General features: G+C 32.7%; 13 protein-coding genes. 8 read left to right on the top strand and 5 right to left on the bottom strand.

Annotation, left to right across the window (positions count from 1 at the left end):
* Positions 1-104: 104 nt before the first annotated feature.
* Positions 105-650 (top strand): DUF2911 domain-containing protein, encoded by a 546-nt coding sequence (locus VDP25_RS12630; protein ID WP_334470315.1) that lies wholly within the window; start codon positions 105-107, stop codon positions 648-650.
* A gap of 300 nt (positions 651-950) precedes the next feature.
* On the opposite strand, the gene VDP25_RS12635 is transcribed toward VDP25_RS12630, so the two are convergent.
* Entirely contained in the window at positions 951-1,583 is a 633-nt protein-coding gene (locus VDP25_RS12635) for a 7-carboxy-7-deazaguanine synthase QueE (RefSeq protein ID WP_334470317.1), read from the bottom strand.
* Positions 1,584-1,761: 178 nt separating this feature from the next.
* On the opposite strand from VDP25_RS12635, the gene VDP25_RS12640 reads away from it, so the two are divergent.
* Genes VDP25_RS12640 through VDP25_RS12665 form a run of 6 tightly spaced genes read left to right on the top strand, consistent with a single transcriptional unit; the run spans position 1,762 to position 6,300 of the window.
* Positions 1,762-3,300 (top strand): helicase HerA-like domain-containing protein, encoded by a 1,539-nt coding sequence (locus VDP25_RS12640; protein ID WP_334470319.1) that lies wholly within the window; start codon positions 1,762-1,764, stop codon positions 3,298-3,300.
* 18 nt (positions 3,301-3,318) lie between these two features.
* Positions 3,319-3,876 carry a hypothetical protein gene (locus VDP25_RS12645; protein ID WP_334470321.1) on the top strand — a complete coding sequence of 186 codons (558 nt, stop codon included), beginning with the start codon at positions 3,319-3,321 and terminating at the stop codon, positions 3,874-3,876.
* A 14-nt stretch (positions 3,877-3,890) separates the two neighbouring features.
* Positions 3,891-4,256, top strand: a complete 366-nt coding sequence (locus tag VDP25_RS12650) for a cupin domain-containing protein (protein ID WP_334470323.1) — start codon at positions 3,891-3,893, stop codon at positions 4,254-4,256.
* Positions 4,257-4,258: 2 nt separating this feature from the next.
* Positions 4,259-5,086: an alpha/beta fold hydrolase gene (locus VDP25_RS12655; protein ID WP_215927760.1), complete on the top strand. Its 828-nt coding sequence runs from the start codon at positions 4,259-4,261 to the stop codon at positions 5,084-5,086.
* 21 nt (positions 5,087-5,107) lie between these two features.
* Entirely contained in the window at positions 5,108-5,878 is a 771-nt protein-coding gene (locus VDP25_RS12660) for a pseudouridine synthase (protein ID WP_334470325.1), read from the top strand.
* Between the two features lie 2 nt (positions 5,879-5,880).
* Positions 5,881-6,300 carry a VOC family protein gene (locus VDP25_RS12665; protein WP_344711918.1) on the top strand — a complete coding sequence of 140 codons (420 nt, stop codon included), beginning with the start codon at positions 5,881-5,883 and terminating at the stop codon, positions 6,298-6,300.
* Here VDP25_RS12665 and VDP25_RS12670 read toward each other — a convergent pair.
* From VDP25_RS12670 to VDP25_RS12685, 4 genes are all read right to left on the bottom strand, one after another.
* The gene (locus VDP25_RS12670; RefSeq protein ID WP_334470327.1) at positions 6,293-7,012 is read right to left on the bottom strand and encodes a YwaF family protein; all 720 of its coding nucleotides are present in this window, start codon (positions 7,010-7,012) and stop codon (positions 6,293-6,295) included. The genes VDP25_RS12665 and VDP25_RS12670 overlap by 8 nt on opposite strands.
* Before the next feature lie 8 nt (positions 7,013-7,020).
* On the bottom strand, positions 7,021-7,905 hold the full coding sequence (locus tag VDP25_RS12675) for a bifunctional 5,10-methylenetetrahydrofolate dehydrogenase/5,10-methenyltetrahydrofolate cyclohydrolase (protein ID WP_215927756.1): 885 nt from the start codon (positions 7,903-7,905) through the stop codon (positions 7,021-7,023).
* Positions 7,906-8,033: 128 nt separating this feature from the next.
* Positions 8,034-9,365 carry a signal recognition particle protein gene (ffh, locus tag VDP25_RS12680; RefSeq protein WP_215927754.1) on the bottom strand — a complete coding sequence of 444 codons (1,332 nt, stop codon included), beginning with the start codon at positions 9,363-9,365 and terminating at the stop codon, positions 8,034-8,036.
* 253 nt (positions 9,366-9,618) lie between these two features.
* A complete protein-coding gene (locus VDP25_RS12685; RefSeq protein WP_334470331.1) occupies positions 9,619-12,204 on the bottom strand; it encodes a hypothetical protein in 2,586 nt (861 codons plus the stop codon).
* A 105-nt stretch (positions 12,205-12,309) separates the two neighbouring features.
* Here VDP25_RS12685 and VDP25_RS12690 point away from each other — a divergent pair, with 105 nt between their 5' ends.
* Positions 12,310-12,825, top strand: coding sequence for an RNA polymerase sigma factor (locus VDP25_RS12690; protein WP_334470333.1), 516 nt, complete (start codon positions 12,310-12,312; stop codon positions 12,823-12,825).
* Positions 12,826-12,872: the final 47 nt, after the last annotated feature.

Raw genomic sequence — 12,872 nt, forward strand, 5'->3', positions numbered from 1 at the left:
GAAATTATTAGTTTTACTATGAATATGTAAATTTTAATATTTAATTGCGACTATTCATAGAATTAAAAACTATTTTTAACAAAATCTAAAACACAGTATTACTTATGAAAAAATCAAATTTAATGACTTCAATCGCTTTTGCGTTTTTAATGTTATTTACATTTAATGTTGATGCACAAGAATTTAAAGGCTTAGATAAGAGTCCTATGGATGTTGCAGCTTTCCCTTCTAATTACAAAGATTCAAACAAAATAATTAAAATCGCCTATAGTCGTCCACAGTTAAATAATCGCTCGGTAGGTGAATTAGTAAAAAACGGGGAAGTATGGAGAACAGGAGCAAATGAAGCTGCCGAAATTACACTTTATAAAGACCTGATGTTTGGAAATAAAGAGATAAAAGCAGGAACTTATACTTTTTATGTCATTCCTGGAAAAGAAGAATGGACAGCAATTATTAGCACAGACTTAAATGTTTGGGGAAGTTATTCTTATAATGAAAAAAATGATGTTGCACGTCTAAAAGTACCCGTTACAGAAGCAAAAGAATCTTTAGAAGCATTTTCTATTGCATTTAATAAATCTGACAACGGAATTAATATGCATTTAGGCTGGGGAACTGTGAGAGTTGCTGTGCCTTTTAAAGGTTAAATCTATCTGGTATATACAATACAAAACGCCCTGATTTCTCAAGGCGTTTTTTTTGTTTCATATATACTCTAATAAAATCTTACATCTTTTGTTGCCATTGTACCTGCTCTACCACCTACTCCAGCCGTTAACGCTACCGTTTCTGTATTAGAATAAGTAACATAATTACCTATTGTTTTATCCAAAGGATTAAAAGAGAAATATTGTGTTTGTGCTATTACTTCTCTAAGTTTAACAAATATAATACTATTGTATACGTAATAGTTTACAGGACAAATGCAATAACTGTCTATTTGAATTTTAAGGGATATTCAAATACTTATGTGTTTGAAGTGACACTTTCCATTTGGGGTTTGCCATAACGTACTCTACAATTAACGGCATCATTTTATCGCGTTTACTCCACTCTGGTTGTAAATACAAAATACAGTCCTCATTTACCTTAGTAGCCTGTTCTTCTGCAAACTTAAAATCGTCTTTATTATATATGATACATTTCAGTTCGTTTGCTTTTTTAGAAACGTCTTCTGTTGGTAATTTCATTTTTTTAGGCGACAGACAAATCCAATCCCATTCTCCTGATAATTTGTAAGCCCCTGAGGTTTCGATATGTGTTTGCACTCCTTTAGCTTTTAACTGAGCTGTTAAAGGTCCCATATCCCACATTAATGGCTCACCACCTGTTACAATAATGGTGTCGCTATATTTAACCGCATTTTCAACAATCTTTTCTGTTTCTGTAGGCGGATGTAATTCTGCTAACCAACTTTCTTTAACATCGCACCAATGACAACCTACATCACAGCCTCCAATTCTCACAAAATAAGCAGCAGTACCTTTGTGAAATCCTTCGCCTTGAATGGTGTAAAATTCTTCCATTAAAGGCAATAATAACCCTTTATCTATTAACTCTTGTCGTTCTCTTCTTGTCATAAGGCTGCAAATATATTAATAAGTAAGCAGTAGGCAGTAAACTCTGAGTAATAATTAAACATTCTTATACTATCAAAACAAGATTAGGTATTAATTGCTGATAAATACTAAGACTGCAATCTAAAACTATTTCATACTTGATTAAAATTACATTATTTTTATCCAAATTTTCTGACTCATGAAGAATTCTGAAGCTTTCATAAAAGACATCAACGACGGAAACACGTTTAAAGGTGATTATATTACCTTAGGTTCTGCTATGCTAGATGGTAAAACCATGACTAACACTTTTGTAAACGTACCATTAAAAACCATGAACAGACATGGTCTTATTGCTGGTGCAACAGGTACTGGAAAGACAAAAACATTACAAGTTTTAGCAGAAAATCTTTCTGAAAAAGGAGTTCCTGTTTTACTTATGGACATCAAAGGAGATTTAAGTGGTTTAGCAAAACCTAGTCCTGGACATGCAAAGATTGATGAACGCCATGCGCAAATAGGTTTACCCTTTGAGCCAAAAGCTTTTCCCGTAGAAGTAATGACCTTGTCTGAACAAGATGGAGTTCGATTAAGAGCAACTATAAGTGAATTTGGACCTGTTTTAATTTCGAGAATATTAGACGTTACAGAAACCCAAGCCGGAATCATTTCCGTAATTTTCAAATATTGTGACGACAACCATTTACCGTTATTAGACCTCAAAGATTTCAAGAAAATTTTACAATATGCTACTAATGAAGGTAAAAAAGAATTTGAAGAATCTTATGGGCGTATTTCTACCGCTTCAACAGGTGCTATTCTTAGAAAATTAATAGAAATAGAACAACAAGGTGGCGATTTGTTCTTTGGCGAAACCTCATTTGACACACAAGATTTATTGCGCATTGATGAGAATGGACGCGGTTATATTAACATTATTAGATTAACTGATATTCAAGATAAGCCAAAATTATTCTCCACGTTTATGTTGAGTTTATTAGCTGAAATCTATTCTACTTTTCCTGAACAAGGAGATAGTGGCCGACCAGAACTTATCATGTTTATTGATGAGGCACATTTAATTTTTAATGAAGCTTCGGACGCGCTATTAAATCAAATTGAAAGTATTGTAAAGCTTATTAGAAGTAAAGGAGTTGGATTATATTTTGTTACTCAGAATCCAACCGACGTCCCTGAAGCTGTTTTAGGGCAGCTGGGTTTAAAAGTACAACACGCTTTAAGAGCGTTTACTGCAAAAGACAGAAAAGCCATAAAATTAACAGCTCAAAATTATCCTGATACGGATTATTACGATACAGCAGAAGTTTTAACATCATTAGGAATTGGTGAAGCCTTAGTCTCTGCTTTAGATGAAAAAGGAAAACCAACACCTCTGGCCGCTACAATGTTGCGTGCACCAATGAGTAGAATGGATATTTTAACAGAGTCTGAATTGGCCAGTTTATTAGCACAATCAAAACTCGCTAAAAAGTATAATCAAGAAATTGATAGGGATAGTGCTTATGAAATGTTAAATAAAAAAATTAAAGAAGCCGAGGCTGAAGAGGTAAAACAAAAAGCAAAAGAAGAAAAAGAAGCCTTAAAACGTGCCGAAAGTAAAAGAAAAACAAGCTCAACTAGAAGACAAAGTACACGAATGAATCCTATAGTAAAGGTTCTAACCAGTGCAACAGTAATCCGTGGAGTCTTGGGAATATTAAGTAAAATGATAAAATAATAAATGCCTAAATCTAACATGAAAAACACTTTATTAATGGCACTAATTTGTGCTCTTATTATTACTAGTTGCGCAAAAGAAAAAGTTGTAAATCCATTTACAATTACTAAGAATCATATTGGTTTACTAACAGACTCTACGCAAGTAAAAGAATTAGATGCCATTTTTAGCAATGATTCGGTTGTGCGTTATATTGCCGGAGATGAATTTATGGGAGCTGTAAACAGCATTGAAATTTTTGAAAAAGGTGGCAAAAAACTATTAGACTTATCTCCAAAAGAAGCTTTAGATTCAACATCTGTAATTTCTAGCGTAAACATTATTGATTCACGTTATAAAACAGAGAAAAACATCTCAACTTTAAGTACATTTAAAGATATAAAAGAAGCTTATAAAATTTCAAAAATAGACAACCTCATTAATGTAATTGTCGTTTCTGTTAATGAAATAAACGCCTCTTTTACTATTGACAAAAAAGAGCTTCCTGCAAGCATGCGCTTTGACATGGATATGACTATTGACCCAATTCAAGTTCCTGAAAAAGCTAAGATTAAATATTTCATGATTCATTGGTAAAAGCAATAAACAAAATGAAAAAATATAAAATTCAAAACTCGCCATTTGTAGTTCCAACAGAAGATGGTAAAATTATAAAAGAACATTTTGGAAATGCAACAGATGGTAATTCAGAAATTAGTATTGCACACATGGTTGCTCCTGCTGGTTGGTCCGAGCCTTTTCAAACACCAGAATTTGATGAATATACGTTTATCATTAAAGGAAAAAAACAATTCATTATCGATGGAGAAACCATAGTTTTAGAAGCTGGCCAATCTATTAAAGTAGAAAAAAATACTCGGTTACAATACTCTAATCCTTTTACAGAACCATGTGAATATCTAGCGGTATGCTTGCCTGCATTTTCAGTTGAAGCCGTAAATAGAGAAGACCAATAAGTATGAGTAGTTTTGTTATTAAATCAATTGGTAGAGCTCTTAACGCAACCAGTCTAATCTCGTCTAAATACGCCGCAAAAAAAGCTATAAATTTATTTGCTTCACCTAGAAAAGGAAGTTACAACGAACAGCAAAAACGTGTAATCGAATCTGCTTTTTATGAAGAAATAAACTATAAAAATCTAGATATAGCAACCTACCGTTGGGTGGGCAAGGGCAAAACTATTTTACTAGCCCACGGTTGGGAAAGTAATGCATCACGTTGGGAGTATATTTTAAAAGATTTAAAAGCACAAGACTATAATATTATTGCCTTAGATGCTCCTGCTCATGGGAGGTCTGACGGAAAACAATTTAATGCCATTTTATATTCTGAATTTATAAATGTAGTCGCCAAAAAGTTTCAGCCAGATGTACTAATTGGACATTCAGTTGGTGCAATGTCAAGTGTTTTTTGTTTATACAAACATCAATTACCAAGTATACATAAAATGGTTTTACTAGGAGCACCAGCACATTTTACTGGAGTTTTTGATAGATACAAAACCATGATGGGTTTTAACAATAAAGTTTCAAATGGCTTAGACAATATTATTGTTGAACGTTTTGGACAGCCTGTTTCATACTTTTCAACTGCAAATTTTACCAAGTCAATTGAAGCCAAAGGTTTAATTATCCATGATAAAAAAGACCGTATTATTCCTTATGAAGACGGACTATTAATTGCTAACCGTTATAAAAATTCTGAATTTATTTCTACTTCAGGATTTGGTCATGGATTAAAGGATATTTCTTTAACACCAAAGATTATTGAGTTTATTAATAACTAATCTTTATTGTACTTTTACAGCATGTCACAAGAACTAAAACGCCTTAACAAATACCTCAGCGAAGCTGGTTATTGCTCTCGTAGAGCTGCAGACCGTTTAATCGAAGCAGGAAGAGTAACTATTAACGATGTTGTTCCTGAAATGGGAACTAAAGTCGCATCCGAAGATGTTGTTAAAGTTGATGGCGAAATCATTGGAGAACGCAAACAAGACTTTGTGTACTTAGCTTTTAACAAACCTGTAGGTATCGTTTGTACTACAGACACTCGAGTAGAAAAAGACAATATTATTGACTATATCAACTATCCAAAACGCATATTTCCCATAGGAAGATTAGACAAGCCAAGTGAAGGTTTAATTCTTCTCACTGACGACGGAGATATTGTAAACAAAATATTAAGAGCCAGTAATAATCACGAAAAAGAATACATCGTAACTGTTGACCAACCAATTTCTCAAACCTTTATTGAGCGTATGTCTGGAGGAATTTATTTAGAAGATTTAGACAAACACACTAATAAATGTAAGGTTAAAAAGATTGACAAATACACGTTCAGTATCATTTTAACTCAAGGATTAAATAGACAAATCCGTAGAATGTGTGAATATTGTAATTATGAAGTACAAGCGTTAAAGCGTATTCGAATAATGAATATAATGCTTGATGTACCTGTTGGAAAATATAGAGAATTGACTAAAGCCGAATTTAAAACGCTAAACGAATTAATAAGCGATTCTACAAAAACGTATGAGGCAAGTCAAAACAATACAATAAGAAAAAACAGACGCTAATTATGGCTTTATCTCCGTTTCACCTTGCTATTCCTGTTCATAATTTAGAAACCTGTAGAAATTTCTACACTAATACATTACAACTTGAAGAAGGTAGAAGTAGCGACCATTGGGTAGATTATAATTTCTTTGGACACCAATTAGTTATTCATTTTAAAGACAAAACAGAAGCAGATACGCACACAAATCAAGTAGACGGCAAAGCTGTTCCCGTTCCGCACTTTGGTGTTGTTTTAGAATGGGAAGCATTTCAAGAGTTTTCTAAATTATTAAAATCTAAAAACATAGCCTTTATTATTGAGCCATACATTAGATTTAAAGGGCAAGTTGGAGAACAAGCTACCATGTTTTTTAAAGATCCTTCAGGAAATGCATTAGAGTTTAAAGCCTTTAAAGATATGACTCAGTTATTTGCTAAGTAATGTTTCGTTTGCTGAAAAGGTAAAATGGCCCATAAATTAACAAAAACAGAGGAATTATTATTAGCTGACCTACCAAAATATAATACGGCCATTCTCCAAAATAATCTAACAGTGAAGCCGACTTTGGCTTTTCATTTAAGTAAAAATAATTAGCATCTAACAGGTAATTCAAAAGCATCATTAAAGCAACATAACCTTGAAGTGCAAAGAAGGATTTAAATACACTTTTAAGTGTTGGTCTCATTTTTAATTCAAATATGAAATAGAAAATGATGGATAACAATCCCAAATGGATTATCCAATATCTAAAATAATCAAAACTTGGAAATCCTGTAGTAATGTCTGGTGTTATAACAGCTTGTAATGTGCCTCCAATAATCCAAAACACTAGTATTTCAAACATCCAATATTTACGATAATACGTAAACACAGGAATTAATAAAGCCATTAAACTACAGAGGTAAAGTGGTAAATCGGTTTTAAAATTATAGTTATCAAAAAGCATTCGGTATACATGAAACCCAATAAGCGTCAGGGAAACAAACCAAGCTAAATAATGAACTGCTTTTTGTTTTTGAAATGCATTGAAATTCTTGCTAGAATAACTTACAAGACAAACAGTAAATGCTATTGCAAATAGAATAGGAATGATATGTTGAAAACTACCTAACGTGACTTTTGCCTGCACGATACATAGTAACCACGATTCCATTTAAAAAATTATCTGTAATTTTTTCTGTGTTGTTCTCTTGCCAACAATGTGTTTTTTAGCAACATGGCAATTGTCATTGGACCTACTCCACCAGGAACTGGTGTAATAAAACTTGCCTTTTTGCTTACGTTTTCAAAATCTACATCACCAGTAATATAATAGCCTTTTTCTGAATCGTCTGGTACTCTTGTGATTCCAACATCAATAATTACAGCATCATCTTTTACCATTTCGGCTTTTAAAAACTTAGGCACTCCTAAGGCTGAAATAATAACATCTGCTTGTGAAGTAATCTGCGTAATATTTTTAGTGTGACTATGAGTTAAAGTTACTGTTGAATTTCCAGGAAAACCTTTTCTTCCCATTAGAATACTCATGGGGCGACCAACAATATGTGAACGACCGATAACAACTGTATGTTTACCTTTAGTTTCTACTTCATAACGGTCTAGCAATTCTAAAATACCAAATGGTGTTGCCGGAATAAATGTAGACATATCTAATGCCATTTTCCCGAAGTTCATAGGATGAAATCCATCGACATCTTTATCAGGATTTACAGCCATTAATACTTTTTGCGTATTAATTTGTGGAGGCAATGGTAATTGAATTATAAAGCCATCTATATTATCGTCATTGTTTAATTCTTCAATTTTATCGAGCAACTCAACTTCACTTGTTGTATTTGACAAACGCACCATTGTAGATTCGAAACCAACACGTTCGCATGCTCTAACTTTGCTACCTACATAAGTTAAACTAGCCCCATCGTTACCGACAATAACAGCAGCTAAATGAGGCACTTTTTCACCATTAGCTTTCATCTTATCGACTTCGGCTTTGATTTCGTTTTTAATGTCGTTACTTACTTTTTTTCCGTCTAAAATTGTCATGCTTTTGGTTATTGTTTTCTTGCAAAGACGCTATGGCGCAAATCTCTTATTGATTAATTTATTATTTTTAAAAGCCAACTGAAGACTGAATTTTGTAACGGTCAACTGAGGACTAAATACTGTAAACTTTACTTTGGCATATTCTGCATAGCTTGCATCATACGTTTTCCGCCTCCACCTTGCATCATCTTCATCATTTTACTCATTTGCGTAAATTGCTTTAAGAGTTGATTTACTTCTTGTACTGAAGTTCCAGACCCTTTACCTATACGCTTTTTACGGCTTGCATTTATTACTGATGGATTAGCACGTTCTTCTGGTGTCATAGAATGAATAATCGCTTCGATACCTTTAAAAGCATCGTCATCGATATCAATATCTTTCATCATTTTTCCTGCTCCAGGAATCATTCCGATAAGATCCTTCATGTTCCCCATTTTCTTGATTTGCTGAATCTGTTTTAAGAAATCATCAAACCCAAATTGATTTTTGGCAATCTTCTTCTGAAGTTTTCTTGCTTCCTCTTCATCAAACTGTTCTTGAGCACGTTCAACTAAAGACACCACATCACCCATGCCTAAAATACGATCTGCCATACGTGATGGATAGAAGACATCAATTGCTTCCATCTTTTCACCTGTACCAATAAATTTAATTGGCTTATTAACTACAGATTTAATAGAAATTGCAGCACCACCTCGTGTATCACCATCTAATTTGGTAAGGATAACACCATCAAAATTCAAAATATCGTTAAAGGCTTTTGCAGTATTTACCGCATCTTGACCTGTCATAGAATCTACAACAAACAAGGTTTCTTGTGGCTGAATCGCTTTATGGATGTTAGAGATTTCAGTCATCATGGCTTCATCTACAGCCAAACGACCAGCGGTATCAATAATCACAACATTATGACCATTGGCTTTTGCATGCGCAATACCTGCTTGCGAAATGGCAACAGGATCTGTATTGCCTCTATCACTAAAAACCTCAACACCTATTTGATCACCGACAACATGTAACTGATCAATTGCAGCAGGACGATAAACATCACAAGCTACTAATAAAGGTTTCTTCGTTTTTTTATTTTTTAAATAATTGGCAAGCTTACCAGAAAAAGTGGTTTTACCAGATCCTTGAAGACCTGACATTAAAATCACACTAGGGTTTCCAGAAAGATTAATACCTTCTACATCGCCTCCCATTAATTCGGTTAATTCGTCTTTAACGATTTTAACCATTAATTGGCCTGGCTGTAATGTTGTTAATACATCTTGACCAAGTGCTTTTTCTTTTACACGTACGGTAAATTCCTTTGCAATTTTAAAGTTAACATCGGCATCTAAAAGCGCACGTCTTACTTCTTTAAGCGTCTCAGCAACATTTACTTCTGTAATGCTACCATGACCTTTTAATACGTGTAACGCTTTATCTAACTTATCACTTAAATTATTGAACATGTTTCTAGTATTCTGTTTGCAGTCTGCAACAAAGCAGCCTGTAATTATTTAATAAGCTGCAAATTTAAGAATTTATGAGGGAATTACTAATGTGTTTAAGAATTAGTTTTTTAGTTATAAATGAAGGTTTAAGAAGAAGGAACATTAAACAAATTGATAAATTACTATCAAATAAAAAGAGCTGCTCATGGCGAGCAACTCTTTTTTATCAACTTAACTAACTTACTAAAATTACTAACTTTCAGCATTTTCTTTATTCACAGGTTCTATCTAGAACTATTTCATTATTGCTATCATTTATGGCATGCAATACTAATTGCTCTGTGGTACATTCTACAACTAACCAACTTCCGTTTATGGCTTGGATATTTGGTCCTGAAACGTTTGTAAACTCTATTACTACACCATCACTAGTTTGTGCTGTAGACCAATAAGCATCTATTACTATTGTATCGGTATATATCACTACAATTCCTGAATTTTCTTCGAAATTAAAATTATAACTATCAAGGTTATCACTACCATTATAACTTGTGATATTCCATTCACATTCAGTTAAAATACTATCAATATCTCCTTCCGTACAGCTGCCTGTACTACAATCGATAACATTTAGTTGAATTGGGAATACTTGATATTCATTACCAATATCTACTCTTACATATACCGTTTGCTGAGATGCTACAAAATTGGTAAAACTCTGTGGATTTAAAATAGGACTTATATTAGCATCAGCTTCAGATTGTGTTAGATGATAAGATATATTATAATCTGGATTGCTTGTACAATTTGAGAAAGCAATTGTTAAATCAAAAGTTGCGGAAGTATTATTATCTTCTTCACACCGTTCTAAAACGGCATCAAAACCTTGAAAACATTCAAAATAATTACACTCTTCTGTATTTAAATAAACATTAAATATTTGAAAATTTCCGCTTTCAGCTTCAATTCTTAAATAAACTTCAGTAGCTAAAGTACCATAAGCTTCTGTGTTTGCTATTGGATTAATATTGTTCTCTGCATCGGATAATGTTTCGTGAAATGAAGGTGTAAAAGGATATTGGCAATCTACTAACCCAATAGTGTTAGCACTTAGATTATAAACAGGCACATTATTAGGTTGATTACATTCTACAATTTCAAAATCTCCAAAACAATTAAACACATCATCATTACAAGCTTCAACTATTAGCTCTAATTCTTGTACCGCAAATTCTTGTGTTTCTTGATTAAAAACTCTAAAATATATTGTTTGAGATGTTAATTCTGTTGGTGTAGTTAATTGAATATTTAAATGATTCGTAGAAATTATAGCATCGTCATAAGTAGGATGATAACTGCCAGATATTGGATAAAGCTCAATACATTCTGAACTTTGTAAACTATTAGTTTCAAAAACAAATGTGGCTATACCATCATTATTATCATCACATTCTTGAGACAAAACATATAAACTATAACAATTTAAAAGATCTTGGTTATTTACTTCACATCTTTGCTCTAGAGTAATAAAATTATCTCCATTGATTAAGTATAGACTTCCTTCTTCACATTCTACAACTTGCCACTGCCCGTTTAAAGATTCGTAACCTTGTTGTAAAGATAAATTAACAAAAACATCTGTAGCAATGGTAACAATTTCCCAAGTCCCAATTTGCGATTCTAAATTATTGACATCCTCAATTAAAACGTCGCCATCTAAATTGAAATGCATAAAAATAGGTACAAACGAATCTAAAAGATTGGTTTCTAATTTCCATACACACTCGCTAATATTAGCATTAATTTCTAACGCAGAACAGCCTTCAGTTTGCGGACAATCTTGAACTAATTCAAGCACTGTATTAGCACGCGTAATTGTGATAGAACCTGCATTATTACACGATACAATTAACCAATCTCCTTCTAAATCATCTTGAAATGCTGTTAATTCTGATAAGCTTAAGAGAACACCATTATCTGTAGTAGACAAGCTCCAAGCCCCACCAATTGCAGAAGTTGCTACACCTTCAGAAATAAGCAACTCTCCATTATCATTAAAAATTAACTGGTAATTATCATAAGTATCTGTTCCATTACTAAAATTCCATGGACACTCAACTAAATTCAATGCAATTTCATCTTCAAGACAATCATCATCGATAACATTACAAAACTGCTCTGCAGCTTCAATAGCATCTGTTAATTCTTGATTTGTATTAACATCTACAGTTTCTCCGTTAGCATATTGTATAGTTATAGGAAAGTTTAAACTCACTATTAAAACGCTTTCGTCTTCTTCTAATTCATTAAGAAAAACATATAAAGCTTCGTCATTTTGAATAACAACTGTATCAATTAAATTAAACCCTGAATTAAATACTGAAAATGAAATTGGATATACAAAATCTGCACATTCAATTACAGCGTTCTCATTATAGACGCATTCATTAACAAAAGTTTGAAGCTCGTCTTCATTTTCAATAAAAATTTCGCTGTAATCGTTAAATATAATTGTAATTGGAAAAACAAAATCTAAAATATCTTCATCAATTACTACGTCACTTAACATATCTTCAAGCGCTTCTAAATCGGCTTCTGTTTCAATTATAGTAGTAATATCATTAACAACAACTGTTACTGGTAATTCTACAGAGAAGCAACTTGCACCATCTAAAATATCATCAGCAGCTCCAAAGTTCGCTGCCGTTCTTCCCATAAGATTTACCAAGGTAGAATTAGGTACAATGGCTTCTTGATCGTTTGGGTTTTCTATTTCATTAATCTCATCTTGACAAGATGTAAAACAAAAAAGGACAAAAAGTAAACTTATAACTATACTGTTGATTCTAAAACTCATAACTCAGATAAATTTAACGATTTATTATAGAACAGTTTAATTGTAAAAAGTCCTACTCTCAATTATTAAAAATTTATTTATAATTTGTGCAACCTATAAAAACCTATGAGCAAACCTTTACAAGATAATATTTGCGAGTCACAATTATTTGAGCGCTTGTATAATAAACATGCTAAAAATCTTCATGATTTTCTGTATTACAAGTTTGGACAACAATTGAATCCGCAAGATAAAGTGCAAGAAGCTTTCATTAAATTATGGCAAAATTGCGGCAAAATTACTCCTGACAAAGCAAAAAGCTATTTGTTTACAACGGCAAATAACCTAATGCTCAATGCCGTAGCTCATCAAAAAGTAGTTTTAAAATATAATAAACAACCTCAAAAACACGCTACTAATGAAACACCTGAGTTTGTACTACAAGAAAAAGAATACCATCAAAAATTACAAAACGCAATAAATAATTTAACCGAAGCGCAACGCACCGCTTTTTTAATGAACCGAGTTGAAGGGAAACGTTTTAAAGAAATAGCAAAGCTTTTAGATATATCTGTAAAAGCCGTTGAAAAACGAATTTATGGAGCTTTAAAAAAGTTAAGAGAAGAAATTAACGAACTTTAAAACTAAAAAAGTAGGGATTTTTAAACCTAAGCTGTTATATACTTGAA

The organism is Winogradskyella sp. ECml5-4 (assembly GCF_036903175.1).
In the GTDB taxonomy this organism is placed as follows: Bacteria; Bacteroidota; Bacteroidia; order Flavobacteriales; family Flavobacteriaceae; genus Winogradskyella; species Winogradskyella damuponensis.